This window comes from Streptomyces coeruleorubidus (assembly GCF_028885415.1).
GTDB classification, from domain to species: domain Bacteria; phylum Actinomycetota; class Actinomycetes; order Streptomycetales; family Streptomycetaceae; genus Streptomyces; species Streptomyces coeruleorubidus_A.
Map to the genome: position 1 here is coordinate 2773667 of NZ_CP118527.1, position 26669 is coordinate 2800335.

Sequence of the window (26669 nt, forward strand, 5' to 3'; positions counted from 1 at the left end):
ATGTGAGCGTGGGGTGGGTGGGTGACGAGGCGGCCGCGGCACAGCGGGGTCGGATGGGCACCGCGGCCGCCTCGGGCTTGTGAAGTGCGGTTCGGCGGCGCCCCGAGGGGCACCGGCTCACCCCTTCGTGCCGCCGGCGGTGAGCCCGGTCACCAGGTTCTTCTGCACGAGGTAGAAGAACAGGGCAGCCGGTATCGCGATCAGCACAGCCGTGGCGGCCATGAGATTGCGCTGCGCGTCATGCTCGCTCACGAACGTCTGGAGACCGACGGAAAACGTGTACTTGTCGTCGCTCAGCAGGAACGTAGAGGCGAACGCGACCTCACCGAAGGCCGTGAGGAAGCTGTAGAACGCCGCGACCGCGAGGCCCGGCTTGGCCAGCGGCAGGATCAGCCGCGCGAACGTGCCGAAGGGGGTCAGCCCGTCGACGCGCCCGGCCTCGTCGATCTCGAACGGGATGGTGTCGAAATAGCCCTTCATCAGCCAGGCGCAGTACGGCACGATCGTGGTGCAGTTGACAAGGATGAGACCAAGGTAGCTGTCGATGAGCTGCAGATCCGAGAGGATCTGGTACATCGGCACGATCAGTACCGCGATCGGGAACATCTGGGTGACCAGCAGCACCCACATCAGCTTCCGGTAGCCGGGGAACCGCATGCGGGAGACCGCGTAGCCGGTGGACGCGGCGACGACGACGCCGATGAGCGTCGTGCCCAGCCCCACGATCAGCGTGCTCTTGAGCCAGTGGAAGAAGTTGGTGTCCTGCAGGACGAAGGCGTAGTTGTCGAGCGCCATCTTGCCCCAGATGCGCCCGGGGTGGAGGTAGTCGTCCTCGTCCGGGCCGAGGGACAGGAAGACCAGCCAGGCGATCGGGAAGAGCGCGGTCAGGCTCGCGCCGATCAGGACGGCGTGCGAGACGAGGGAGGTCGCGCGGCTGTTCTCGCCACGGCGGCGGGCCTTGCGGGGTGCGTCGGCGGGTCGCCGCTCGGTGTCCGCGGTGGAGGTCTCGACGGTGGTCGTACTCATTTCGGACTCCTGCCTCAGATCGCGAGCTGCTGCTCGTTGCGGTTCAGCCAGCGGCGGTAGAAGGAGGTGAAGACGATCAGGATGGACAGGAGCAGGATTCCGTAGGCGGCGGACTGGGCGTAGTCGCGCGGCTGCTGTCCGAAGCCCAGCTGGTAGGCCCAGGTCACGAGGATCTGGGCGTCCGGGGCGGTGTTGCCGAACAGCAGGAAGATGATGGCGAACTGGTTGAAGGTCCAGATCACGCCCAGGAGCACGACCGTGGTGCTGACGGACCTCAGGCCGGGCAGGGTGACGTGCCGGAACCGCTGCCAGGCATTGGCCCCGTCCATCTCGGACGCCTCGTACAGGCTCGCGTCGATCGACTGCAGGCCGCCGAGCAGCGAGACCATCATGAACGGCACTCCGCACCAGGTGTTGACCATGATCGCGGCGAACCGCTGCCAGGAGGTGTCCTCCAGCCACGAGGGCGTCGGCAGGTGCAGGAAGTCCAGGCCGGAGTTGACGATGCCGCCGTCGGCGAGCATGAACCGCCAGCCGAACACGGTGACGAAGGTCGGCACCGCCCAGGGCAGCACCAGGATCATCCGGTAGAGGGTGCGCCCGCGCAGCTTCTGGTTCAGCAGCAGGGCGAGGCCGAGACCGATGCCGTAGTGCAGCGTGACGCAGGCCGCCGTCCAGAAGACCGTCCACAGGACGTGCGACCAGAAGCGGTCGTACGCCGTCGGGCCCCACAGGATGTCGGCGTAGTTGTCCAGGCCGATGAACTTGTAGGTGGCGTCGATGTGGTTGACGCCGATCGTGCGGGCGGTGTTCAGGCTGGTGGCGTCGGTGAGGGTGAGGTACAGGCCGTACGCCAGCGGGTACAGCACGAGGACGCCGAGCACGATCGCCACCGGGGCGATCATCGCGTAGGCGTACCAGTGCTTGTGGAAGCCGTTCTTCAGCCGCCGGCCCGGCCCGGGTCGCGGTTCCCGCTCACCGCGCCGCTTGCCGGTCGCTCGGTCGATGACGACTGTCATGGTTCGACACCTTCTGGAGGTTCGAGGAGGTCAAGGAAGCTGTCCGGGCCCGGGCGCGGGCGCGGGCCGGTGGCCGCCGGATCCCCTCCCCCATGACCGGGGATCCGGCGGCCACGCGGCGGTCACTTGGAGAAGTCCGGCACCAGCTTGGCGATGGCGGTCTCGGCGTCGCCGAGGCCCTTGTCCAGGGACTCCTTGCCGCCCGCGATCTCGATCAGCTCGTCGTCGAGCGGGCCCCACAGCGAGCTGTACTCGGGCAGTGCCGGGCGCGGCTGGGCGGAGGACAGCACGCCCTGGTAGCCGGCGATGCCGGGGTCGGCCTTGACCTCGGCGGTGTAGGCGTCCTCGCGCGTGGGGAGCGTGGAGTTCTTCAGCGCGATGGTCTCCTGGGCCTTCGCCGACGTCATGAAGTTGACGAACTTCAGCGAGGCCTTCTGGTGGGCCGCGTCGGAGCCGGCGTAGACGGAGAGGTTGTGGCCGCCGGTCGGGGCGCCCGCCTTGCCGGTGGAGCCGGCCGGGACGGTGGCGATGCCGAGGTCGTTCTTGTCCTTGAAGGCCGAGCCCTTGTAGAAGTTCGTGATCTCCCAGGGGCCCTGGATGATCGAGGCGACCTTGCCGCTGACGAACGCCTCCTGGATGTGGGCGTAGGCGTCGGCGGTGGTGTCGGCCTTGTGCAGGCCCTTGCCGCTGAAGAGGCTCTGCCAGGTGCCGTAGGCCTTCTTGGCGGCGGGCGAGGTGACGGTGATCTTCTTGGCGGCGGCGTCGACGGTGTCGGTGCCCTCGCCGTAGAGGAACGTCTGCGCGTAGTAGCCCTGGGTGGAGCCCCAGTAGCCGTCGACGCCGGTCTTGTCCTTGATCGTGGCGGCGGCCTTCTTCAGGTCGTCCCAGGTCTTGGGGGCCTCGACGCCGGCCTTCTTGAACAGTTCCTTGTTGTAGACGAGGGCGAGGGTGTCCGTGGTGAAGGGGACGCCGTAGGTCTTGCCGTCGTACGTGGCCTGCTCGATCAGGCTGGGCTGGAACTTGTCCTGCTCGGCGAGGGCCTCGGTGCCGTCCAGCGGCAGGAAGAAGCCCTTCTTGGCGAAGGCCGGGGTCCAGCCGACCTCGGAGCGCAGCACGTCGGGGGCGCCCTTGGAACCGGCGGCGGTGTCGAACTTGTTCTGCGCCTGGTCGAAGGGGACGTTGACGTAGTTGACCTTGATGTCCTTGTTGGCGGCCTCGAACTCCTTGACCAGGGCCTGGTACGTCGGCGCCTCGTTGGTGGCGTTGGAGGTGTCCCACCAGGTGATGGTGACCGGGCCGTCGGCCTCGTCGCCGCTGTCGCTCCCGCCGCACGCCGTCGCCGCCAGGGCGAGGGACGCCACCAGCGCGGTGGCCGCTATGCCACGCCGCATGAGTTCTCCTTGAGGGTGAAAGCCCGTTTCGTGCTGCCGACTGCACCGCTGGCCGCCGGGCGTCGGTGAGATTAGCCGCGCTGGAAGGGCTGCGAAAGACCTTGCAGCAAAAAGATGCAAGAGATGTGGATGGTTATCCCGCCGTGACCTCCCGAGCCATCGCCGGGCCCGTGCCGACCCCTTGCGGAACCGGGATTTCCGGCTGTTCGGCGGGGAGTCGGACAGTTGTGCAAGACTCTGCAAGCACTTGCCATCCGTTGCCGCCGAGGGAATCATCCGTTGCGGATCGGACGCCGACCACGACCTCGAGGGACCGCGATGACCAAGCAACCCGCAGCGGGCCGTGCGCCGGCCCGCACCAGGCGTCCCGTCGGTGTGCAAGCGGAACCCCGGCCGCTACAGTCCAGTGCTGTGACCACACGGCTTGCCGACATCGCTGCTCAGGCGGGGGTGAGCGAAGCGACCGTCAGCCGCGTCCTCAACGGGAAGCCGGGCGTCGCCGCCACCACCCGCCAGTCCGTGCTGGCCGCCCTCGACGTGCTGGGCTACGAACGCCCGGTGCGTCTGCGGCAGCGCAGCGAGGGCCTGGTGGGCCTGATCACCCCGGAGCTGGAGAACCCGATCTTCCCGGCCCTGGCCCAGGTCATCGGCCAGGCGCTGACCCGGCAGGGCTACACGCCGGTGCTGGCCACCCAGACGCCGGGCGGCTCCACCGAGGACGAGCTCACGGAGATGCTCGTGGACCGCGGGGTCGCCGGCATCATCTACGTCTCCGGGCTGCACGCGGACACCACCGCCGACATGCAGCGCTACGACCGGCTGCGCGCGCAGGGCGTGCCGTACGTGCTGGTCGACGGTTTCTCGCCGAAGGTGCAGGCGCCGTTCATCTCCCCCGACGACCGCGCGGCGATGAACCTGGCGGTGACGCACCTGGTGTCCCTGGGGCACACGCGGATCGGTCTGGCCCTGGGGCCCAAGCGGTTCGTGCCCGTGCAGCGCAAGATCGAGGGGTTCGTGCGCACCATGCAGGACCAGTTGGGACTGGGCGCCGAGACCGTCGAGTCGGAGCTGGTCCAGCACTCCCTCTACACCCTGGAGGGCGGGCAGGCCGCGGCCACCGCGCTGATCGAGCGGAACTGCACGGCCGTGGTGTGCGCCAGCGACATGATGGCGCTGGGCGCGATCAGGGCGGCGCGCCAGCGCGGCCTGGAGGTTCCGACGGACGTCTCCGTGGTCGGCTTCGACGACTCTCCGCTGATCGCCTTCACCGACCCGCCGCTGACCACGATCCGCAAGCCGGTCCCGGCGATGGGCCAGGCGGCGGTCCGCACGCTGCTGGAGGAGATCGGCGGGACTCCGGCCCCCCACAGCGAGTTCGTGTTCATGCCGGAACTGGTGGTACGCGGTTCGACCGCTTCGGCACCCGGGGACCGCGCTCGCACCTGAGGTTCGCGGCTGGATTTCGCCGTAGGACATGCGGCCCGCACCCGGGCGGAGGATGATCGGGGGGACAGGGCTTTTCTGGCAGACTTTGTGCCTATGGGTGACACGACCGTGACGACGCTGGACGGCCAGGAAGCGGCCGTTCCGTACCCCGTTGCGGCCGAGCCGGGCCAGGGTCTCCTCCCCCGGCTGCGCACCCCCCGCCGGCCCCGGTTCTGGTTCGAGATCCTGCTGATCGCGGTGAGTTACTGGACGTACTCGCTCGTCCGCAACGCCGTGCCCGAGCAGAAGGCCGAGGCGCTGCGCAACGCCGACTGGATCTGGCAGGCCGAGCAGCAGCTGGGGATCGCCGTCGAGGAGTCGGTCAACCGTGCCGTGAACTCGGTGACTTGGCTGATCATCGGCATGAACTACTACTACGCGACGCTGCACTTCGTGGTGACGCTGGGTGTGCTCGTGTGGCTGTACCGTCGCCATCCCGGCCGGTACGCGGCGGCCCGCCTGGCGCTGTTCGCGACGACCGCCGTCGCCCTGGCCGGTTACTACCTGTATCCGCTGGCGCCCCCACGGCTGATGAACGGCGGCGGTTTCATCGACACCGTCATGGTCCACCAGACCTGGGGATCGATGGCGTCCGGCGACCTGAAACACATGTCGAACCAGTACGCCGCGATGCCCTCGATGCACATCGGCTGGTCCGTGTGGTGCGGCCTGACGATCTTCGCCCTGGCGACGATCCCCTGGGTGCGGGTGCTGGGCCTGCTGTACCCGGCGCTGACGCTGGTGGTCATCGTCGCCACGGCGAATCACTTCTGGCTGGATGCGGTCGGTGGCGTGCTGTGTCTGGCCTTCGGGTTCGCGGTGGCCGGGGTGTGGTACGGGAGGCAGCCGTACGCACTGCCGCAGGTGGTACCCGCCAGACTGTGACGCGGGCCGCGGCGCCCGTGCCTCACCTCTCCCTCACCTCTGCCTCACTTCCCCCGATACACCACGTACCCCCCGGTCACCGTCAGTCGCACCGGTGCCTCGGCCACCTCGTCCGCCGGAGCGGCCACCGGGTCCAGCCCCAGTGCCGTCAGGTCGGCCCGGAACCCGGGAGCGATGCGCCCTGCCGCGTCGGGCTCCCCCGCCGCCAGCGCCGCATGGCTGGTGCAGCCCTCCAGCGCCTCCAGGCCGGTCAGCCCGGCCCGGGCCGACGCCGCGCCCTTCGGCGCCCGGGCCGTGGCGAGCACGGCGCGGGCGTCGTAGTGCGCGATCGGCCAGTCCGAGCCGAGGGCCACCACCGCGCCCGCGTCCCGCAGGTCCCGCAGCCGCCAGGCGCGGCCGGCCCGACCGGTGCCCAGCCGCCGGGACCACTCGTCGGTGCCGTCGGCCCGGGTGTACGCGGTGTGCGGCGGCTGCATCGACGCCGCCACTCCCAGCCGCGCGAACCGCGGCAGCAGCTCGTCCGGCACGGTCTCGATGTGCTCGATGCGGTGCGCCCCGCGCCCGCCCGGCCCGAGCCCCTCGACCACGTCCAGGACGTGCCGTACCGCCGCGTCCCCGATGGCGTGCGTGGCCGTGCGCACCCCGGCCGCGTGCAGGTGCCGTACGGCGTCGGCGTACGCCTGCGGGTCGGGCCAGAACGCGTCCGTGCCCTGGCCGTGGCAGTCGGCGTGCTCCAGCCAGGCCGTGCCGCCCTCGACGGTGCCGTCCATGAAGAACTTGACCCCGCCGGTCCGCCAGTGCCGGCCGCCCTCGCCCTGTACGGCGACCAGCTCCTCCAGGGCGGCCCGGTCCGCGCCCGGCATGCACCAGGGCGCGAACCGCAGCCGCAGCGGCAGCGGCAGCACCGTCTCCCCGGCCACCGAGTCGATCAGCTCCGGGTCACCGGCGTCCATCACGTGCGCCCCGGTCAGACCGGTCGCGGCCATGGCGGACAACAGCTCCACCAGGCGTGCCCGGCGTGCGGCGTACGACGGCCGGGGCGCGACCTCGGTCACCAGGCCCATCGCCGCGTGCTCGACGAGATGCCCGGTGGGCCGTCCCGAGGCGTCGCAGACGACCTCCGAGCGCTGGGGGAAGTCCCGGGGGCCGTGCACGCCGGCGGCGGTGAGGGCAGGGCCGGTCGCGAGGGCGGAGTGGCCGTCGTAGAGGCGCAGGAAGGCGGGGGTCCCGTCCAGGACGTCCTCGATGAGGTCCCGGTCGACGGGGCGGCCCCCGAAGGCGTTGTGGTCGAGGCCGAAGCCGGTCACCCACCCGTCGGTGCGCTCCGCGCCCGCGAGGGCGGCCCGCAGCCCCGCCAGGTCCGTCACGCCCGACAGATCCGTCCCGGTCGCCATGTCCAGCCCCCACACGGGGTGGCTGTGCGCGTCGACGAGGCCGGGCACCAGGTGCGCGCCGCCCAGGTGGACGACCTCGGTGCCCGGGCCGCACCAGTCGCGTACGTCCGTCTCGTCGCCGACCGCCGCGATCAGCCCGTCGCGCACGGCGACGGAGGTGGCGTACGGGCGGTCCGGGTCGAGGGTGCGGACCTTGGCGCCGGCGAGGATCAGGTCGGCGGTCGGCATGTGAGGAACTCCCTTGGAGGTACGGCTATTCAGCGGGTTCGGCGGCGAAGTCGGCGTACACGTCCGGGCGTTGCCGGCGCAGCCACCAGGCGAGGGCGAGGCCCGCGGCGAACACGGAGGGGGCCGTGACGACCAGGACGGTGTTCACGGTCGGGGACGCCCCGGTGAACAGGTCGATGTGGTTCACCACCAGCACGATGGCCGTCGCGAGCAGCACGGCGGCGGTGACGGGCGCCACGACCGTCCGCAGCGCGCCCTCCTGGTGGCGCACCCGGCGGAAGTAGCAGGGCACGGCGATCGCGGCGAGCAGCTGGAGCAGGAACAGGCCGATCATCCCCGGGGTGTTGACCCACAGCAGCAGCTGCCCGTACGGGTCGGCGCCGGCCGCCGCGAAGCCCAGGACGACGACCGCGCCGAGGACCGTCTGGGCGAGGCCGGCGACGTACGGGGAGCCGTGCCGCGGGTGGATGCGGCCCAGTGCCTTCGGCAGCACGCCCTCTTCGGCGAGGGCGAGGGCGTACCGGTTGATGGCGTTGTGGAAGGCGAGCAGCGAGGCGAGGACGCTGGTGACGATGAAGACGTGCATCAGGTCGGCCGCCCAGCCGCCCACGTAGGTGGTGATGGCGGTGAAGAACAGCTCGCCCGGGTTCTTGCCTGCGGCCCCGGCGACCTCGGCGTTGCCGAAGGCCTGGATGACGGTCCAGACGATGAACGCGTAGAACAGACCCAGGAATCCGACGGCCACGTACGTCGCGCGCGGCACTGTGCGCTGCGGGTCGCGGGCCTCGCGGCGGTAGATGACGGTCGACTCGAAACCGGTGAACGCGGCGAAGGCGAAGGCGAGGACGGCCGCGGTGCCGGGGACCAGGACGTTGCCGGGGTCGAAGGAGGCGAGGGACAGCCCGTGCGCGCCGCCCTTGATCAGGACCCCACCCGCGAGGAGGACGAGGATGCCGGTCTCGGCGACGAGCAGGACGCCGAGGACCTTGGCGCCGAAGTCGATGGAGCGGTAGCCGCCGTAGCCGATGAGCAGCAGGCCGGCCAGCGAGATCGGCAGCCAGGGGATGTCGGCGCCGAACAGGGCGTGTGCGGTGTTCTGGGTTGCGCTGCCGAGGAGGCCGTAGACGCCGATCTCCATGCCGTTGTAGCCGACCAGGGCGAGCAGGGCGGCGCCGATGCCGACGGGGCGGCCGAGTCCGCGGGTGATGTAGGCGTAGAAGGCGCCGCCGCTGCGGACGTGGCGGCTCATGGTGGTGAAGCCGATGGCGAAGACGGCGAGCGTGAGACCGGCCAGGAGGTAGCCGACGGGGGCGCCGACGCCGCCGAGCAGGATCGCGAGGGGGGCGACTCCGGCCATGACGGTGAGCGGGGCGGCGGCGGAGACGACGAAGAAGGCGATGTCGGCGGTGCCGAGGGAGCCGGAGCGCAGGGTCGCCGTGGCGGGCGGGGTGCGCTCCCCTGAGGTGGTGACGGACATGGGCAAGCCCTTCGAGCGGCGGATGAAGAGGTAATCCGGGCGTGCGGGGTCGCCGCCGGAGCACCGGGGAGCCGTTACGGGCTCGCGGTGACCGGGCCGGTAAATCTAAAGCCTTTCGGTTTTGGCAATGTAGCCTCTACCTCGGTATCCGGGAAGACCTCAGGGGGAGCACCGACCATGGGACGGCCGCGCACACCGCTCCTCGACCGCGAGCGCATCGCGAGGACGGCACTCGAAATCGTCGACGAGCGCGGCGACTTCAGCGTGCCGCAGGTGGCCAAGCGGCTGGGCGCGCAGACCGGCTCGGTGTACCACCACGTGGACGGCCGGGACGGCATCGTGGAGCTGCTGCGCGAGCGGGTGGCGGCGGCGATCGACCCGGCGACCCTGGATCTGCGCCCCTGGGACACGGCCCTGGAGGCCTGGGCCCGCTCCTACCGCGCCGCGTTCGCCGCGCACCCCAGGGCGATCCCGCTGCTGATGACGTCCCCCGTGCGGGCGCCGCGGGTGCTGGAGCAGTACGAGCGGGCGGTGACGCTGCTGCTCGACGCGGGTTTCGCCCCGGCCGACGTGATGCCCCTGCTCACGGCCCTGGAGAACCTGGTCCTCGGCTCGGCCCTCGACCTCGCGGCCCCCGAGACGATGTGGGAACTGACCGCCTCGGCACCGACCCCACGGCTGGCTCAGGCACTGTCGGCGGTGAACGAGGGCCGGGCGGACCGGGCGTTCGAGGTGGGGCTGACGGGGTTCATGAAGTACGCGAGGGAGCTGCGGGCCGGTACGGGCCAGGGGTAGGGAGTTGCGGGCCGGTGCAGCCCCCTAGCGCTCGGCCACCCCGTAGAACAGCTCGTCCACCACACCCCGGGCCCGGCGTGCCGTCCGCCGGTACGCGTCGAGCATGTCGCCGGCATGACCGGGGCCGTAGCCCAGGTAGCGTCCCACGGCGGCGAGTTCACGGGGCTCCGTGGGGAACGTGTCGCCGGCCCGGCCGCGTACCAGCATCACCGCGTTGCGGACGCGCGTCGCGAGGACCCAGGCCTCGTCCAGGATGGCCGCGTCCTCGGCGGTGATGAGGCCGGCCGTACGGGCGGCGGCCAGGGCCTCGCGCGTCCGGGTCGTGCGCAGGCCCGGCTCGGCCGCGCCGTGCCGCAGTTGCAGCAGCTGCACCGTCCACTCCACGTCGGACAGACCGCCCGGGCCCAGCTTGGCGTGCAGCTTGGGGTCGGCGCCCCGCGGCAGCCGCTCGGACTCCATCCGGGCCTTCAGCCGCCGGATCTCGCGCACGGCCTCGTCGGCGAGCCCGTCGGCCGGGTAGCGCAGCGGATCGATCAGCTCGATGAAGCGGCGGCCCAGGTCCTGGTCGCCGGCGACGGGTTCGGCCCGCAGCAGCGCGTGCGACTCCCAGGTCAGGGACCACCGGCGGTAGTACGCGGCGTACGACGTGAGGGTCCGCACGAGCGGGCCCGACTTGCCCTCCGGGCGCAGGTCGGCGTCGATGAGCAGGGGCGGGTCGGCGCTGGGGATCTGGAGCAGCCGGCGCATCTCGGAGACGACCTTGCTGGCGGCCTGGGAGGCCTCCCGCTCGTCGACGCCGTCGCGCGGCTCGTGCACGAACAGCACGTCAGCGTCGGAGCCGTAGCCCAGCTCATGGCCGCCGAACCGGCCCATGCCGATGATCGCGAAGCGAGTGGGCAGGTCGTCGCCCCAGCCGTCCCGGACGACCGCGCGGAGCGTGCCGGCGAGGGTCGCGGCGGTCAGGTCCGAGACCGCTCCCCCGACCCGGTCGACCAGGGCGCCCGGGTCGGCCTCGGCGGGCTGCTCCTCGGTGCCGTAGGAGCCGACGATGTCGGCGGCGGCCGTACGGAACAGCTCGCGGCGGCGGACGCCCCGGGCCGCCGTGACCGCCTGGGCGGCGCCGTCGGCCCGGTTCACCGCGGCGAGTATCTCCTGCTCCAGATGGGCCCGGGAGCGCGGCTCCAGGCCGCCGCCGTCCCCGTCGCCGAGCAGCGCCACCGCCTCCGGGGCGCGCATCAGCAGGTCGGGCGCGAGCCGGCCGGCCGACAGCACGCGGGCGAGGTTCTGCGCGGCGGCGCCCTCGTCCCGCAGCAGCCGCAGGTACCAGGGTGTCTTGCCGAGCGCGTCCGACACCTTGCGGAAGTTGAGCAGACCCGCGTCCGGGTCGGCCGAGTCGGCGAACCAGCCCAGCAGGACGGGCAGCAGGGTGCGCTGGATGGCGGCCTTGCGGGTGACGCCGGACGCCAGTGCCTCCAGGTGGCGCAGGGCGGAGGCCGGGTCGGCGTAACCGAGGGCGACCATCCGCTCCCGGGCCGCCTCGGCGCTCAACCGGGCCTCGCCGGTGGCGAGTTGGGCGACCGCGTCGAGCAGCGGCCGGTAGAACAGCTTCTCGTGCAGACGGCGTACGACGGTGGCATGCCGCTTCCACTCGCGCAGCAGCTCGGCGACCGGGTCGGTGCGCAGGCCGAGGGAGCGGCCGATGCGGCGCAGCTCGGCCTCGTCCTCGGGCACGAGGTGGGTGCGCCGCAGCCGGAACAGCTGGATCCGGTGCTCCATGGAGCGCAGGAAGCGGTAGGCCTCGTCGAGCTGGGCGGCGTCGGCCCGGCCGACGTATCCGCCGGCGGCGAGGGCCTTCAGCGCGTCGAGGGTGGTGCCGCTGCGCAGCGAGGTGTCGGTCCGGCCGTGCACCAGCTGGAGCAGCTGCACGGCGAACTCGACGTCCCTGAGTCCGCCCGGGCCCAGCTTCAGCTGGCGGTCGACCTCGGCGACGGGGATGTTCTCCACGACCCGGCGGCGCATCTTCTGCACGTCGGGGACGAAGTTCTCGCGCTCGGCGGCCTTCCACACCAGCGGCTGGACGGCGGCGACGTACTCCTCGCCGAGGTCGAGGTCGCCGGCCACCGGGCGGGCCTTGAGCAGCGCCTGGAACTCCCAGGTCTTGGCCCAGCGCTGGTAGTAGGCGAGGTGGCTGGACAGGGTCCGCACGAGCGGACCGTTCCTGCCCTCGGGCCGGAGGTTGGCGTCGACGGGCCAGATCGACCCCTCGACCGTCGTCTCCGAGCAGATCCGCATCATGTGCGAGGCGAGCCGGGTCGCGGCGCGGATGGCCTTGGTCTCGTCGGCGCCCTCGACAGCCTCCCCGACGAAGATGACGTCCACGTCGGATACGTAGTTCAGCTCGTGGCCGCCGCACTTGCCCATCGCGATGACCGCGAGCCGGCACAGGGCGGCGTCCTCGGGCACGGCGGCTGAGGCGAGGCCGAGGGCGGCGCGCAGGGTGGCGGTGGCCAGGTCGGCGAGCTCGGCGGCGGACTCGGCGACACCGGTGGTGCCGCACACGTCCCGGGCGGCGATGGACAGCAGGCAGCGCCGGTAGGCGACGCGCAGGGAGACGGGGTCGGTGGCCTGTGCGAGACCGGCCTCGAACTCCTCCACCCCGGGGTGCAGGTCGTGCGCCTCGTACATGACGAGCGCCTGCCAGTCGTCCGGGTGCCGGGTGAGGTGGTCGGCGAGGGCGGTGGAGGCGCCGAGCACACCGAGCAGGCGGTCGCGCAGCGGCTTGGACGAGATCAGGGTGTCGAGCAGCTCCCGGCGGGCGCCGGGCTCCGGCTGGGCCTCCAGCAGCCGGACCAGTCCGAGCAGCGCGAGATCGGGGTCGGCGGTCGCGCCGAGCGCGTCCAGCAGCACCGGGTCGTCGCGCAGGGGCGCGAGTTCGGCGCTGTCCAGGAGCCGCTCGGCGGCGGAGGCGTCGGTGAAACCGTGCCGCAGCAGCCGCGTGAAGGTACTGCTCCTGCGCCCCGGCGCCGCCGTCATCCCGGGCCTCCCTCGCACTGTTCCTCGGACTTGCATCCGACTTGCATCGGATCAAGGTCGTAAGGCTTTGAGCCTAACCGCAGAGCCCGGGAGAAGCTCCGATGAGTTCGGTGGGCGGACGGGGTCTGCCCTTGTGAAGCCACAGGCCGGGAGGACGCTCATGACCACCATGCACCCCGAAACCCGCTTGGACCGGCGCTACAGCGACGAGACGGCCACCGCGACCGACTGGCAGGAGGCCGAGGCGCGGCTCGCGGCGGCGGAACTGTTCTGGATCACGACGGTGCGACCCGACGGCCGCCCGCACGTCACCCCGCTGCCGGCGGTCTGGTCGGACGGCGCCCTGCACTTCTGCACGGGCCCGGAAGAACGCAAGGCGAGGAACCTCGCGGAGAACCCGCACGTCGTGCTGACCACCGGTACGAACACCTGGAACAAGGGCTACGACCTAGTGGTCGAGGGCGAGGCGACACGCGTGACCGACGACGGGCGCCTACGCGAACTGGCCGCCGCGTGGGAGGCGAAGTACGGCAGTTTCTGGCACTTCGAGGTACGGGAGGGCTATTTCCACCACGGCGCGGGACACGCTGCCGTCTACGCGGTGGCGCCGCGCACCGTTTTCGGATTCGGTAAGGGTGAGCCGTTCAGCCAGACGAGGTGGCGGTTCGCCTGATGCCTGACAAAGGAGTCACGCCATGGACTTCACTCTCGAAGTCATCCCGCTGCCCGTGACCGACATCGACCGTGCCCGGGACTTCTACCGGGACAAGGTCGGCTTCCACGTGGACATCGACCAGGAGGTCATGCCCGGGATGCGGATCGTCCAGCTGACCCCTCCGGGTTCCGGCTGCTCGATCGCCCTCGGCGACTCGATCTGGCAGATGACACCCGGCCCCGCTCCGGCGCCCGGCTCCTACCAGGGTCTGCAACTGTGCGTCGCCGACATCAAGGCGGCCCACGCCGAACTCGTCGAACGCGGCCTCGACGTCTCGGAGCCGGTCCAGTACGCCCCCGACGACGGCGCCACGTTCATGCACTTCCGGGACCCGGACGGCAACGGCTGGGCGATCCAGGAGTACCGCCGCCGGGCGACGGAGCCGCTGCACCAGTTGCTGGCGGACCTGAAGCGGAAGCAGGGCTGACCGCTGCGGTCGTGATGCGCGAGACCGCTCAGCCGCCCCGGCGGGAGTTGAGCCGCGCGGCCTGGCGGGTCAGGTGGGCGCGTTCGGCGAGGTTGGGTGCCTTCTGGGCGGCCTCGGCGTACAGGCGGGCCGCCGTCGTCAGGTCGCCGTCGCGCTCGTGGAGGTCGGCGGCCACCGCGGTGTGGCGGGGCAGTGAGGCGTCCAGCGCCGCGAGCGCCGCCAGGCCGGCGCGTGGTCCGTCGGCCTCGCCGACGGCGACCGCGCGGTTGAGCCGGACGACCGGGCTGTCGGTCAGGCGCGCGAGCTCGTCGTACCACTCGACGATCTGCACCCAGTCGGTCTCCTCGGCCGTGGGCGCGTCGGCGTGCAGGGCGGCGATGGCGGCCTGGGCCTGGAACTCGCCCAGCCGGTCGCGGGCGAGGGCCGCCTGCAGGATCTCGACGCCCTCGGCGATCAGCTTGGTGTCCCACCGGCCGCGGTCCTGCTCGGCGAGCGGCACCAGGCCGCCGTCGGGCGCGGTCCGGGCGGCGCGCCGGGCGTGGTGGAGCAGCACGAGGGCGAGCAGCCCCGCCACCTCGGGGTGGTCGATCGCGGCCGCGAGCTGCCGGGTGAGCCGGATGGCCTCGGCGGCGAGGTCGACGTCCCCGGAGTAGCCCTCGTTGAAGACCAGGTAGAGGACGCGCAGCACGGTGGCCACGTCGCCGGGCTGGTCGAACCGTACGCCGGAGACGGTGCGCTTGGCCCGGCTGATCCTCCCCCAGTTCTCGGCTTCGCTCGAACCGGGGGGACCCCCATCGCCATGGTCGCCTCGGGCACGAGGTAGGCCTGGGCGATCTGGCGGGTGGTGAGCCCGCCGACGGCGCGCAGCGTGAGCGCGACCGCGGACGACGGTGTCAGCGACGGGTGGGCGCACAGGAAGTAGAGCTGGAGCGTGTCGTCCACCGCGGACGCGGGCCCGGGCGCCGGCTCCTCCTCGACGAGGTCCTGACGCCGGCGGCGGGCGGCGTCCGAGCGGGCGGCGTCGAGGAACTTGCGCCAGGCCACGGTGACCAGCCAGCCCTTCGCATCCCGTGGAGGGTCGGCCGGCCAGACGCGGACCGCCTCGACCAGCGCGTCCTGCACGGCGTCCTCGGCCGCCGCGAAGTCAGCTCCGCGGCGGACGAGGACGGCGAGCACGCTCGGTGTGAGGCTGCGCAGCAAGCCTCGTTCATCGATGAGGTCACTCCGTGATGGTGGGCGACTCGCCGTGGAACGGGCGCAGCTCGAGCCACTCGTGGATCGGCTTCCCACCCGCTCCGGGGGCGGCCGACAGCTCCCCGGCCAGTTCGACGGCGCGCTCGTAGCTGTCGACGTCGATCACCATCCAGCCGGCGATGAGGTCCTTGGTCTCGGCGAACGGGCCGTCGGTGACCGGCGGGCGCCCCTCACCGTCGTACCGGACCCAGGTTCCCTCGGGGGCGAGCGCCTGACCGTCGACGAACTCGCCGGTCTTCTCCAGCCGGGCCGCGAAGTCGTTCATGTACTTCACGTGCGCCGAGATCTCCTCCGGCGTCCACTGATCCATGGGGACGTCGTTCACCGCGGCCGGGGCGCCGCGGTAGTGCTTCAGCAGCAGGTACTTGGCCATCGTGGCTCTCCTCTGGGCTCGTGCGACCCATTGTGGTCGCGTTCACCCCGGGGACGGAGCCGGACGCGGGTTCTCGACATCGCTGCCGGATTTCTTTCCGGTGATGTTTTCGACGTGCCCCGTGAGGTGCCGGACCGGATCGCCACCGGAGGCTCACGGGTGCCGGCCGGGCACCCGTGAGGCGGACGATCCCGCCGCGGCCCGCGCCTACAGCACCGGCAGACTCTTCCGCAGCTCGAACGCCGTGACCTCGCTGCGGTACTCCTCCCACTCCTGGCGCTTGTTCCGCAGGAAGAAGTCGAAGACATGCTCGCCGAGCGTCTCGGCGACCAGGTCGCTGCGTTCCATCAGGGTCAGGGCCTCGCCCAGGTTCTGGGGGAGCGGCTCGATGCCCATCGCGCGGCGCTCGGCGTCGGAGAGGGCCCAGACGTCGTCCTCGGCGCCCGGCGGGAGCTCGTAGCCCTCCTCGATGCCCTTCAGGCCGGCGGCGAGGAGGACGGCGTAGGACAGGTACGGGTTCGCGCCGGAGTCCAGGGAGCGGACCTCGACCCGGGCCGAGCCCGTCTTGCCGGGCTTGTACATGGGGACGCGGACCAGCGCGGAGCGGTTGTTGTGGCCCCAGCAGATGTACGAGGGGGCCTCGCCGCCCGCGCCCGCCGTGCGCTCCGCGCCGCCCCAGATGCGCTTGTAGGAGTTGACCCACTGGTTGGTGACCGCGGAGGTCTCCGCCGCGTGCCGCAGCAGGCCGGCGATGAAGGAGCGGCCCACCTTCGAGAGCTGGTACTCCGAGCCCGACTCGTAGAAGGCGTTGCGGTCGCCCTCGAAGAGGGACAGGTGCGTGTGCATGCCGCTGCCGGGGTGCTCGGAGAACGGCTTCGGCATGAACGTCGCCTGCACGCCCTGCTCCAGCGCCACCTGCTTCATGACCAGGCGGAACGTCATGACGTTGTCGGCCGTGGAGAGCGCGTCGGCGTAGCGCAGGTCGATCTCCTGCTGGCCCGGCGCGCCCTCGTGGTGGGAGAACTCGACGGAGATGCCCATCGACTCCAGCATGGTGATCGCCTGGCGGCGGAAGTCCATGCCGACGTTGGTCGGGGTGTGGTCGAAGTAGCCGGAGTTGTCGGCGGGCGTCGGACGGCTGCCGTCCAGCGGCCGGTCCTTCAGCAGGAAGAACTCGATCTCCGGGTGCGTGTAGAACGTGAAGCCCAGGTCGGAGGCGCGGGCCAGGGCGCGCTTGAGCACGTAGCGCGGGTCGGCGAAGGACGGCGAGCCGTCCGGCATGAGGATGTCGCAGAACATCCGGGCCGTGCCCGGGGCCTCCGCGCGCCAGGGCAGGATCTGGAAGGTCGACGGGTCCGGCTTGGCGATCATGTCGGACTCGTAGACCCGGGCGAAGCCCTCGATGGCGGAGCCGTCGAAGCCGATGCCCTCGTCGAAGGCCTGTTCAAGTTCGGCCGGGGCCACGGCGACGGACTTGAGGAAGCCCAGAACGTCCGTGAACCACAGCCGTACGAACCGGATGTCGCGCTCCTCCAAGGTCCGGAGCACGAACTCCTGCTGCTTGTCCATCTTCCGCTTCCCCATCCTTGCTGGTCAGGCCGCCTGTCTTCCGTACCACGGGAGGCGGTCGGGCACCTGAGCATCCCACCACACCAGCATTTCGTACGCGTTGCGCACCATGATCGCCCGGCCGGCCCGGGACCGAACGTCTCACGTACGGCGGGTGAACTGCTCTTCCGCCCATAGTGCCTGCTCGCACCGACATCCGTAACGGCCGGTTCGGTGCGGTACCCCGCTCTTTGAATTTGCATCTCAGATGCAACTTTAAATACCGTGCGCGGCAGTCGAGTCCTGAGGAGTCCCGATGCTGTCCGAGCAGTCCGCCGTCACCGTCCGCGCCACCCTCCCCGCCGTCGGCGCGGCCCTCGGCACGATCACCGAGCGTTTCTACGCCGGGCTGTTCGCGGCCCACCCCGAGCTGCTGAACGACCTGTTCAACCGGGGCAACCAGGCCGCCGGCACCCAGCGGCAGGCGCTCGCCGGTTCCGTCGCCGCCTTCGCGACGCACCTGCTGGACCACCCCGAGCAGCGGCCGGACGCCATGCTGCACCGCATCGCCCACAAGCACGCCTCCCTCGGCGTCACGCCCGAGCAGTACGACATCGTCCACGAGCACCTGTTCGCCGCCATCGCCGACGTGCTCGGCGACGCCGTCACCCCCGAGGTCGCCGCCGCCTGGGACGAGGTCTACTGGCTGATGGCGAACGCCCTCATCGCCGTCGAGAAGCGGCTGCGTCAGGAGCGGGGCGAGTACGCCTGGCGGGCCTGGGAGGTCGTCGAGCGCGTCGCCGAGACCGACGACGTCGCCACGTTCCGGCTGCGGCCCGCCGACGGCGGTGAGGTGCGGGACTTCCTCGCGGGCCAGTACGTCTCCGTCCGCGTCGCCCTCCCGGACGGCGCCCGGCAGATACGGCAGTACAGCCTCTCCGGGGCGCCCGGCCCGGACCTCAGGCAGATCAGCGTGAAGCGCGTGCACGGCGGCGGCACCCCCGACGGCGAGGTCTCGAACCACCTCCACGCGCGCGTGGCGGCGGGTGACGTCCTGGAGCTGTCCGAGCCCTACGGCGGCCTCGTCCTGGACGCCGGCCCCGACACCCCGCTGCTGCTGGCCTCGGCGGGCATCGGCGTGACCCCGATCGCCGCGATGCTGGCCCACCTCGCCGAGTCCGGGCACCGCGCCCCGGTCACCGTCGTACACGGCGACCGCTCTCCCGCCACCCACGCCCTGCGCGCCGACCACGAGGCCTACGCCGCCAAACTGCCCGGCGCGGCCGTCCACCTCTGGTACGAGCGGGACGCCCCGGCGGGCACCCGCTCCGGCCTGGTCGACCTCGCCGACGTCCCGGTCGCGCCGGGCACGCGCGCGTACCTGTGCGGGCCGCTGCCCTTCATGCGGGCGGTACGGGCCCAGCTGATCGGCAAGGGCGTGGCACCGGCCGACATCCACTACGAGGTGTTCGGGCCGGACCTGTGGCTGGCGGGGCAGGTGTAGCGGCGATCCGTCAGACGGGCCCTGCGGGCCCCCGCGAGATCCCCAGCAGCAGCGCCCCGGTCGGTTCCGCCACGATGTCCGCCACCGTGATCGGGTCCAGTGAGGCGAAGAACGCCTCCTGGGCCCGGCGCAGGGCGCCGCGCAGGCGGCAGGCGGAGTTCAGTGGGCAGGGGGTGGGGCCCTCGCAGTCGACGACGTCGCCGTCGCCCTCGAAGGCGCGCACCACGGCGCCCACCGACGCCGTGCGGCCCCGCTCGGTGAGCGTGAGGCCGCCGCCGCGGCCGCGCCGGGCGGCCAGCAGGCCCATGTGCTGGAGCTCGGCGACGACCTTCGCCAGGTGGGTGTACGGCACGTCCATGCCGGCGGCGACGTCCCGCGTCGTCGGACTCGACTCGCCGGCGACGGCGAGCCGCATCAGGACCCGCAGGGCCAGGTCGGTGGAGCGCAGCAGCCGCATGCCCGCAGCGTAGGTAATCGGTATCTCAGGTTCAAATAATCCGGATCCGTTCCCATAATCCGGATCCCGGGTTCGAACAGTCCGGGGAAGCTGTCGGGCACCTGTCGGTGCCGTATCGATTCAGCCCATTCCCGCGGCCGCCCTACGAGGGGCCCGGTCTCCCCCATTACGATCAGCTCACCCGACCGTCCCACTCTCCCCACGAAGGACACCCCATGGGCTCCGCCAAGAAGAGCAACACGGACCGCAAGGCGCGGATAGAGGAGATGCGGCGCGCCGAGCAGGCCCGTGAGCGCCGCAACCGGATCCTCACCATCACGGCCAGCGTCGTGATCGTCTGCGGTCTCGTCGCCGGCGGTGTCGTGCTCGTGCGGTCCCAGTCCGACGGCGGCAGCGACACCGCGGCGAGTGACTCCTCGGCCAAGGGGAAGTTCGTCACGGGCAAGGACGGCGTGAAGACCTGGGAAGGCAAGCTGGCCCGCAACCACGTCACCAAGGCGGTGAAGTACGCCTCCGTGCCGCCGGTCGGCGGTGACCACAACCAGGTCTGGATGAACTGCAACGGCGACGTCTACACCAAGGAGATCAACAACACCAACGCCGTGCACTCGCTGGAGCACGGCGCGGTGTGGGTGACGTACAACGCCGACGCGAAGAAGGCCGACATCGACGCGCTCGCGGCGAAGGTGAAGAAGACGCCCTACACGCTGATGAGCCCGCTGGACGACCAGAAGGACCCGATCATGCTCTCGGCGTGGGGGCACCAGCGCACGGTGACGGGGGCGAGCGACCCGAACGTCGGCAAGTTCTTCGAGAAGTTCGTCCAGGGCGAGCAGACGCCCGAGCCGGGCGCCGCCTGCACCAACGGGCTGTCGCAGTGAGGCAGGCCGGTCTGATCGCGGGGGCCGCGGTGACGGCGCTCGTCGCGGCCGGCGCGATCACCTACGCGGTCGCCGGGGACGACGGCGGCGGCCGGACCCCCTCCGCCGAGTCCGCGGACGCCGGGTTCGCGCGGGACATGGCGGTGCACCACCAGCAGGCCGTGGAGATGTCGTACATCGTGCGCGACCGCACGAAGGACGAGGAGGTGCGGCGCCTCGCGTACGACATCGCGCAGACACAGGCCAACCAGCGCGGCATGATGCTCGGCTGGCTCGATCTGTGGGGGCTGCCCAAGGTGTCCTCGAAGCCGCCGATGACCTGGATGGACATGGGCGACATGGCCTCCGGCGAGGACGGCGCGCTGATGCCGGGCATGGCGACGAACACGGAGCTGAAGAAGCTCGGCGGACTCAGCGGCAAGCAGGCGGAGATCTTCTACCTCCAGCTGATGACGGACCATCACAAGGGCGGCGTCCACATGGCCCAGGGCTGTGTCGACAAGTGCACGGTGGGCGTGGAGAAGCGGCTCGCGCAGGGCATGGTGGACGCGCAGCGGTCGGAGATCGGCCTGATGGCGGACATGCTGAAGGAGCGGGGCGCCGCGCCGCGCGCATAGGGCGTAAGCCTCAAATCGCCCTGCATTGCGGCCTCTTGGGCTCCTCTTGGCCTGCGTAGAGCGCTTCTTGGGGTGCGCATTCCCCTGGCATGAACGGTTCGTCGCGAGAGTGGCGACCGTCGAGTGATCCACTCGCGTCGAACCGCACAGGGGGCTCCATGAGATCCAACCGCGCCAAGGTGCGCGCCGGGCTGAGCATGGCGGCGACACTGCCGATGCTCGCCGGCGCGCTGGCGCTCGGCATACCCGCGGCGCACGCCGCCGACCACCCGCTGCGTGACCTGCTCGCCGGGACCAAGCCCGCGTGGGCCACGGCCAGGGCCGACCAGGGCGCCGCCTCCGACGGCGCCGGGGTGTCGGCCCGCGTCTATCTCCGGGGCCGCGACGCGGCCGGCCTCGCCGCGTACGCCCAGGCCGTCTCCGACCCGAAGTCGGCCTCGTACGGCAAGTACCTGACCGCAAAGCAGGCGAAGGCCCGCTTCGGCGCGACCAAGGCCCAGGTGGCGGCCGTGAAGTCCTGGCTGACGGCCGCCGGGCTGAAGGTCACCGGCGTCACGGCGCACTACGTCTCCGTCACCGGTGACGTGGCCGCCGCGGAGAAGGCGTTCGGCGCCCAGTTGCACGACTTCGCCAAGGGCTCGAAGACCTACCGCGCCCCGGCGAGCACCGCCTCCGTGCCGGCGAGCCTGGCCGACGCCGTGCTGACCGTCACCGGCCTGGACAACGCCCCGCACATGGTCACGCACGACGACCAGCTGCCCCCGCCGGACACCGTGTTCCGCAACGCAGGGCCGTTCTCCTCGTACTACGGCTCGAAGACCGCGAGCACGCTGCCGGACGCGTACGGCACGAAGATCCCGTACGCGATCAAGGGCTACACCGGCAAGCAGCTGCGGGCCGCCTACGGCGCGGGCACCCGCACCGGCAAGGGCGTCCGGGTCGCCATCACGGACGCGTACGCCTCGCCGACGATCGCCTACGACGCGGCCACCTACGCCGGCAAGCACGGCGACGCGGTCTGGAAGACCGGCCAGCTGCACCAGGTGCTGCCCAAGAAGTACACGGACACCAAGGCCTGCTCGGCTTCCGGCTGGTACGGCGAGGAGACCCTGGACGTCGAGGCCGTGCACGCGGTCGCGCCGGCCTCGGACGTCACCTACGTGGGTGCCGCCTCCTGCAACGACAGCGACCTGCTCGACGCGCTCGGCAAGGTCGTCGACCACCACCTGGCCGACATCGTCTCCAACTCCTGGGGCGAGGTCGAGGCGGCGCAGACGCCCGACCTGGCGGCCGCCTACGACCAGGTCTTCCAGCTGGGCGCGGTCGAGGGCATCGGCTTCTACTTCTCTTCCGGCGACGACGGCGACGAGGTCGCGAGCTCCGGGACGAAGCAGGTCGACTCCCCGGCCAATTCGGCGTGGGTGACCGCTGTCGGCGGCACCTCGCTGGCCGTCGGCAAGGACGACACGTACCTGTGGGAGACCGGCTGGGGCACCGAGAAGGCCACCCAGTCGGCCGACGGCAAGAGCTGGACCGACTTCCCCGGCGCCTTCACCTCCGGCGCGGGCGGCGGCACCAGCAGGACGGTGGCGGAGCCCTGGTACCAGAAGGGCCGCGTGCCGGGCGCGCTGGCGAAGGCCAACAGCGCGGACGGCAACCGCGTCGTGCCGGACATCGCGGCGATCGCCGACCCGAACACCGGCTTCCTGGTCGGCCAGACGCAGACCCTGCCCGACGGCAGGACGCAGGCGTACGGCGAGTACCGCATCGGCGGCACCTCGCTCGCCGCGCCGACCATCGCCGCCATCCAGGCGCTGGCCCAGGAGGCCCGCGGCGGCACGCCGATCGGCTTCGCCAACCCGGCCATCTACTCCAAGGCCGGCTCGAAGGCCTACCACGACGTCACCGACGACCCGACGGGCTCCGGCCTGGCGGTGGCCCGCGTCGACTTCGTGAACGGCTACGACGCGACGGGCGGCTTGGCCACGTCCGTGCGCAGCCTGGGCAAGGACAGCTCGCTCTCGGCCGTGAGGGGCTACGACGACGTCACCGGCGTGGGCACGCCCGCGAGCGGGTACGTCGAGTCGTACCGGCGGCGCTGACTTCCGCCGACTGACCTCCGCAAGGGGACGGGGTGGTGTGTGGTGACCCACACCACCCCATTGCGTCGCTCTGACGATTACACTGGGCCCGTGCCTCAACTACGTCTCGCCCTGAACCAGATCGACTCGAGCGTCGGCGACCTCGCCGGGAACACCGAGTCGATCGTCCGCTGGACCCGGCACTCCGCCGAGCAGGGAGCGCATCTCGTGGCGTTCCCGGAGATGGCGCTCACCGGGTACCCCGTCGAGGACCTGGCCCTCAGGCCGTCCTTCGTGGAGGCCTCCCGGGCGGCGCTGCGGAGCCTTGCCGTCCGCTTGGCCGACGAGGGTTTCGGCGAGCTGCCGGTGATCGTCGGCTACCTGGACCGCTGCGCGACCGCCCAGCCGAAGTACGGCCAGCCGGCCGGCGCGCCGCAGAACGCGGGGGCGGTGCTGTACGGCGGCGAGGTCGTCCTGAACTTCGCCAAGCACCACCTGCCGAACTACGGCGTCTTCGACGAGTTCCGCTACTTCGTGCCCGGCGACAGCATGCCGGTCCTGCGCGTGCACGGCGTGGATGTCGCCCTGGCCATCTGCGAGGACCTCTGGCAGGACGGCGGCCGTGTCCCCGCGGCGCGTTCGGCGCGGGCGGGCCTGCTGGTCTCGATCAACGCCTCGCCCTACGAGCGCAACAAGGACGACACGCGTCTGGAGCTGGTCCGCAAGCGGGCCCAGGAGGCCGGCTGCACCACGGCGTACCTCGCCATGATCGGCGGCCAGGACGAGCTGGTGTTCGACGGCGACTCGATCGTCGTGGACAGGCACGGCGAGGTCGTGGCGCGGGCGCCGCAGTTCGCCGAGGGCTGCGTCGTCCTGGACCTGGACCTGCCGGCGGCGTCGGCGGACGCGCCGACCGGCGTGGTGGACGACGGCCTGCGCATCGACCGCGTGGTGCTGTCGGAGGAGCCCCTGGCACCGTACGAGCCCGAGCTCACCGGGGGCTACGCGGACCGCCTGGACGACGACGAGGAGGTCTACTCGGCGCTGGTCGTGGGCCTGCGGGCGTACGTCGCGAAGAACGGCTTCAAGTCGGTCCTGATCGGCCTGTCGGGCGGCATCGACTCCTCGCTGGTCGCGGCGATCGCGTGCGACGCGGTGGGCGCGCAGAACGTGTACGGCGTGTCGATGCCGTCGAAGTACTCCTCGGACCACTCCAAGGACGACGCGGCGGAACTGGCCCGCCGCACCGGCCTGAACTACCGCACGGTCGCCATCGAGCCGATGTTCGACGCGTACATGGGCGCGCTGGGCCTGACGGGCCTGGCGGAGGAGAACCTCCAGTCCCGCCTGCGCGGCACGCTGCTCATGGCCGTCTCCAACCAGGAGGGCCACATCGTCCTGGCCCCCGGCAACAAGTCGGAACTGGCGGTCGGCTACTCCACGCTCTACGGCGACTCGGTCGGTGCCTACGGCCCCATCAAGGACGTCTACAAGACGTCGATCTTCCGCCTGGCCGAGTGGCGCAACCGGGCCGCCCGCGAGCGCGGCCAGACCCCGCCGATCCCCGAGAACTCCATCACCAAGCCCCCGAGCGCGGAGCTCCGCCCCGGACAGGTCGACACGGACTCGCTCCCCGACTACCCGGTGCTGGACGCGATCCTCGACCTGTACGTCGACCAGGACCGGGGCGCCGACGAGATCGTCGCGGCCGGTTACGACCGGGCGCTGGTCACGAAGACCCTGCGCATGGTCGACACGGCCGAGTACAAGCGACGGCAGTACCCGCCGGGCACGAAGATCTCGGCGAAGGGCTTCGGAAAGGACCGCCGACTGCCGATCACGAACGGGTGGCGGGAGTCGGTCTGACAGTCTTTCGTGACGCCGCGTCGGTCAGGCAGCGCCCCGTCTCCGTGCCCGATAGGCCGCTGCCTTGACCCGGTTGCCGCACTCCTCCATCCCGCACCACGTGCGCCGCGCGCCCCGTGAACGGTCGAGGTAGATGCGGGTGCAGTCGGGCCGGCCGCACTCCTTGAGAAAGGCGTGGGGGTCGGCGAGTACGGCGATGCCCGTTCGGGCCAGTTGGGAGAGTGCCGCGGGGAGGTCTCCCGATCTGTGCAGTCCCGCGTCGCTGAGCCTGACCGTGCACACCGGCCCGGCGGCCGTGCCGTTGACGACGTCGAGGCTGCCCGGGTCGAAGCGGCGGCCGAGCAGGCGGTCGAGAGCCAGTCGGTAGATCGCCTCCCGCAGCGACAGTGCGGATTCGAAGGCTGCCCTGTCGGCCGTCACCCGGTCCGGGAGCTCCTCGCATGCGGCCACCCACCGCTCCAGGTCCGCGGGCGCGGCCAGGAGGTCCACGGGGTCGGCTCGGCGTGACAGGACGGTGCCGGCGAGGTCGAGCGCCGCGTTGCCGCTCACGAACGTGAAGTCCACGTCACCATCTTGACCGGTGACGGGGCCGGTGACAACATCGTCACCTCCTCAGGTGGTGACGTGGGTGGCACGAAGGCGGGAGGACGCGTGACCGAGATCCGCGACATCGAGGTCGTCGTCTTCGACGTCCTCGGCACGCTCGTCGACGGGCCCAGGGGGCTTCGAGCGGCGATTCGCGAAGCCGCACCCAGGTGCGACGAGGCGGCTGCCGACGACCTGCTCACCGTGTGGCAACAGCACTGCGAGCTGGAACAGCGACGCATCCGGCAAGGGTTCCGCGCGTACGTCGACACCGAGGCCATCGACGCGGAGGCCGCGCGGCGCGTGGCCGGCCGGGCCGGACTCTCCGACCCCGCGACCATCGCCCGGTTGGCCACGGCGGGTCGGCGGCTGCCGCCCTGGCCCGACTCCGTCGCCGGTCTCGAACGGCTCGCGCAGCGGTTCCCCCTGGTCGGGCTCTCCGACGCCGGTCGCACGGCGCTGCTGCACCTCAACGCACACGCCGGACTGCGCTGGCACCAGGCCCTGTCCGCCGAAGCCGTCCAGGCGTACAAGCCGGCGCCGGAGGTCTACCGGCTCGCCGTCGACGCCGCCGGATGTCCACCGGAACGCGTCCTCATGGTGGCCGCCCACGCCTGGGACCTCCGTGGGGCGCAGGCGGTCGGCATGCGGACCGCCTATGTCGAGCGGCCGGTCGGGGATCCGCCGACGAGCGCCGATGCCTTCGACTGGCGGTTCGACGAACTCGACGGGCTGGTCACCTCCCTGACAAGGGGTCAGGTAGCGTCGGGCTGACACCGACAGGGGGTTGGTCATGACGGAGCGTGGGGTTCCGGACCGTGTGGTGGTCGCGGAGCGGATGGCCGCCGAGGCGGGGTTCACGAAGAGCTGCATCCCCGAAGTGGGCCGGCTGCTCAGGCTGGCCGTCGCCGCCAAGCCCGGCGGGGTCGTCGCCGAGAGCGGCACCGGCTCGGGTGTGGGCACCGCCTGGCTGCACAGCGGCCTGGGGGCCGGTGCACGTCTCGTCACCGTGGAGCGGGACGAGGAGCTGGCCCGGCGAGCGGCCGGTGTCTTCGCGGACGACGACCGCGTCAGCGTGCTGACCGGTGACTGGCGGCTGCTCGAGCGGCACGCCCCGTTCGACGTCTTCTTCTGCGACGGCGGCGGCAAGCGGGACGCCCCCGAACGGGTCGTCGAGCTGCTGGCACCCGGCGGCCTTCTCGTCCTGGACGACTTCACCCCGTCGGCCGACTGGCCGCCCCGGTTCGAAGGCGAGGTGGACGAGCTCCGGCTCTTCTACCTCACCCACCCGAGCCTGGACGCCACCGAGGTCCTCACCACGCCCGCCAGTTCGGCGGTCGTCGCGGCACGCCGCGTCTGAAACCACGAGAGGCTCTGTTCCTCAGGGCACGGTTACGACGATCTTGCCGCGCGCGTGGCCGGTGGCGCTCTCCTCATGCGCGGCGGCGATGTCCCGCAGCGGGAACCCCCAGTGCACCGGGGCGGTGAGGCGGCCTTGGTCGGCGACTCCGGCGGCGTCCATGCCGGGGATGTGGGGAACCGCAGGGAGGCCGTCTCCTTCAGCATCCCCGAGCGCAGGTACCAGTCGGCGGCACTGACAACCTCCGTATGTCCGGGAGTGGTTGAGG

The 26669-nt window shown here is 71.5% G+C and carries 22 protein-coding genes and 2 pseudogenes; 12 read left to right on the forward strand and 12 right to left on the reverse strand.

The annotated features are described in order from the left end of the window. Positions 1-117 precede the first annotated feature (117 nt). From PV963_RS12915 to PV963_RS12925, 3 genes are all read right to left on the reverse strand, one after another. Positions 118-1026, reverse strand: coding sequence for a sugar ABC transporter permease (locus PV963_RS12915; protein ID WP_274815803.1), 909 nt, complete (start codon positions 1024-1026; stop codon positions 118-120). Positions 1027-1040: 14 nt separating this feature from the next. Then, positions 1041-2045 (reverse strand): carbohydrate ABC transporter permease, encoded by a 1005-nt coding sequence (locus PV963_RS12920; protein ID WP_274815804.1) that lies wholly within the window; start codon positions 2043-2045, stop codon positions 1041-1043. Between the two features lie 122 nt (positions 2046-2167). Then, the gene (locus tag PV963_RS12925) at positions 2168-3436 is read right to left on the reverse strand and encodes an extracellular solute-binding protein (protein WP_274815805.1); all 1269 of its coding nucleotides are present in this window, start codon (positions 3434-3436) and stop codon (positions 2168-2170) included. Between the two features lie 411 nt (positions 3437-3847). Here PV963_RS12925 and PV963_RS12930 point away from each other — a divergent pair, with 411 nt between their 5' ends. Together PV963_RS12930 and PV963_RS12935 are read left to right on the forward strand one after the other, a co-directional pair. Next, positions 3848-4882, forward strand: coding sequence for a LacI family DNA-binding transcriptional regulator (locus PV963_RS12930; RefSeq protein WP_274815806.1), 1035 nt, complete (start codon positions 3848-3850; stop codon positions 4880-4882). A gap of 93 nt (positions 4883-4975) precedes the next feature. Then, entirely contained in the window at positions 4976-5806 is an 831-nt protein-coding gene (locus PV963_RS12935; RefSeq protein ID WP_274815807.1) for a phosphatase PAP2 family protein, read from the forward strand. A 44-nt stretch (positions 5807-5850) separates the two neighbouring features. Here PV963_RS12935 and PV963_RS12940 read toward each other — a convergent pair whose 3' ends face one another. Both PV963_RS12940 and PV963_RS12945 read right to left on the reverse strand, forming a co-directional pair. Further along, on the reverse strand, positions 5851-7428 hold the full coding sequence (locus tag PV963_RS12940; protein ID WP_274815808.1) for an amidohydrolase: 1578 nt from the start codon (positions 7426-7428) through the stop codon (positions 5851-5853). Positions 7429-7453: 25 nt separating this feature from the next. Beyond that, positions 7454-8905, reverse strand: a complete 1452-nt coding sequence (locus PV963_RS12945; RefSeq protein ID WP_274815809.1) for an APC family permease — start codon at positions 8903-8905, stop codon at positions 7454-7456. 177 nt (positions 8906-9082) lie between these two features. Here PV963_RS12945 and PV963_RS12950 point away from each other — a divergent pair, with 177 nt between their 5' ends. Continuing rightward, positions 9083-9700 (forward strand): TetR/AcrR family transcriptional regulator, encoded by a 618-nt coding sequence (locus PV963_RS12950; protein WP_274815810.1) that lies wholly within the window; start codon positions 9083-9085, stop codon positions 9698-9700. A 24-nt stretch (positions 9701-9724) separates the two neighbouring features. Here the strand turns inward: PV963_RS12950 and PV963_RS12955 are convergent, their stop codons facing one another. Continuing rightward, positions 9725-12733 (reverse strand): bifunctional [glutamine synthetase] adenylyltransferase/[glutamine synthetase]-adenylyl-L-tyrosine phosphorylase, encoded by a 3009-nt coding sequence (locus PV963_RS12955; protein WP_274815811.1) that lies wholly within the window; start codon positions 12731-12733, stop codon positions 9725-9727. 160 nt (positions 12734-12893) lie between these two features. On the opposite strand from PV963_RS12955, the gene PV963_RS12960 reads away from it, so the two are divergent. Both PV963_RS12960 and PV963_RS12965 read left to right on the forward strand, forming a co-directional pair. After that, positions 12894-13406, forward strand: coding sequence for a pyridoxamine 5'-phosphate oxidase family protein (locus PV963_RS12960; RefSeq protein ID WP_274815812.1), 513 nt, complete (start codon positions 12894-12896; stop codon positions 13404-13406). Between the two features lie 22 nt (positions 13407-13428). Further along, complete coding sequence (locus PV963_RS12965) at positions 13429-13875, forward strand: VOC family protein (protein WP_274815813.1); 447 nt, start codon at positions 13429-13431, stop codon at positions 13873-13875. A 28-nt stretch (positions 13876-13903) separates the two neighbouring features. Here the strand turns inward: PV963_RS12965 and PV963_RS12970 are convergent. The 3 genes and pseudogenes from PV963_RS12970 to glnA all read right to left on the reverse strand — a co-directional run bounded on the left by PV963_RS12970 (position 13904) and on the right by glnA (position 17071). Further along, a pseudogene (locus PV963_RS12970) lies at positions 13904-15090 on the reverse strand (RNA polymerase sigma factor). A 4-nt stretch (positions 15091-15094) separates the two neighbouring features. Then, a complete protein-coding gene (locus tag PV963_RS12975) occupies positions 15095-15502 on the reverse strand; it encodes a YciI family protein (RefSeq protein WP_274815814.1) in 408 nt (135 codons plus the stop codon). 207 nt (positions 15503-15709) lie between these two features. Further along, positions 15710-17071, reverse strand: coding sequence for a type I glutamate--ammonia ligase (gene glnA, locus PV963_RS12980; RefSeq protein WP_274815815.1), 1362 nt, complete (start codon positions 17069-17071; stop codon positions 15710-15712). A gap of 295 nt (positions 17072-17366) precedes the next feature. On the opposite strand from glnA, the gene PV963_RS12985 reads away from it, so the two are divergent. Next, complete coding sequence (locus PV963_RS12985; RefSeq protein ID WP_274815816.1) at positions 17367-18554, forward strand: globin domain-containing protein; 1188 nt, start codon at positions 17367-17369, stop codon at positions 18552-18554. Between the two features lie 10 nt (positions 18555-18564). On the opposite strand, the gene PV963_RS12990 is transcribed toward PV963_RS12985, so the two are convergent. Next, positions 18565-19011, reverse strand: a complete 447-nt coding sequence (locus PV963_RS12990; RefSeq protein WP_274815817.1) for an RrF2 family transcriptional regulator — start codon at positions 19009-19011, stop codon at positions 18565-18567. Between the two features lie 215 nt (positions 19012-19226). Between PV963_RS12990 and PV963_RS12995 the strand changes: the two genes are divergently transcribed. The 4 genes from PV963_RS12995 to PV963_RS13010 all read left to right on the forward strand — a co-directional run bounded on the left by PV963_RS12995 (position 19227) and on the right by PV963_RS13010 (position 24456). Further along, positions 19227-19892: a DUF3105 domain-containing protein gene (locus PV963_RS12995; RefSeq protein ID WP_274815818.1), complete on the forward strand. Its 666-nt coding sequence runs from the start codon at positions 19227-19229 to the stop codon at positions 19890-19892. Further along, positions 19889-20509 carry a DUF305 domain-containing protein gene (locus PV963_RS13000; RefSeq protein ID WP_274815819.1) on the forward strand — a complete coding sequence of 207 codons (621 nt, stop codon included), beginning with the start codon at positions 19889-19891 and terminating at the stop codon, positions 20507-20509. The genes PV963_RS12995 and PV963_RS13000 overlap by 4 nt, the downstream gene beginning before the upstream one ends. A 158-nt stretch (positions 20510-20667) precedes the next feature. Beyond that, positions 20668-22611: a S53 family peptidase gene (locus tag PV963_RS13005; protein ID WP_274815820.1), complete on the forward strand. Its 1944-nt coding sequence runs from the start codon at positions 20668-20670 to the stop codon at positions 22609-22611. A 90-nt stretch (positions 22612-22701) separates the two neighbouring features. Then, positions 22702-24456 (forward strand): NAD+ synthase, encoded by a 1755-nt coding sequence (locus PV963_RS13010; protein WP_274815821.1) that lies wholly within the window; start codon positions 22702-22704, stop codon positions 24454-24456. Between the two features lie 24 nt (positions 24457-24480). Here the strand turns inward: PV963_RS13010 and PV963_RS13015 are convergent, their stop codons facing one another. Beyond that, the gene (locus PV963_RS13015; protein ID WP_274815822.1) at positions 24481-25020 is read right to left on the reverse strand and encodes a CGNR zinc finger domain-containing protein; all 540 of its coding nucleotides are present in this window, start codon (positions 25018-25020) and stop codon (positions 24481-24483) included. Between the two features lie 87 nt (positions 25021-25107). Between PV963_RS13015 and PV963_RS13020 the strand changes: the two genes are divergently transcribed. Beyond that, positions 25108-25815: a haloacid dehalogenase type II gene (locus tag PV963_RS13020; RefSeq protein ID WP_274815823.1), complete on the forward strand. Its 708-nt coding sequence runs from the start codon at positions 25108-25110 to the stop codon at positions 25813-25815. 19 nt (positions 25816-25834) lie between these two features. Further along, the gene (locus PV963_RS13025; protein ID WP_425540890.1) at positions 25835-26401 is read left to right on the forward strand and encodes an O-methyltransferase; all 567 of its coding nucleotides are present in this window, start codon (positions 25835-25837) and stop codon (positions 26399-26401) included. Between the two features lie 21 nt (positions 26402-26422). Here the strand turns inward: PV963_RS13025 and PV963_RS13030 are convergent. Further along, positions 26423-26557, reverse strand: a pseudogene (locus tag PV963_RS13030) (zinc-binding dehydrogenase); the annotation flags it as partial. Positions 26558-26669 lie beyond the last annotated feature (112 nt).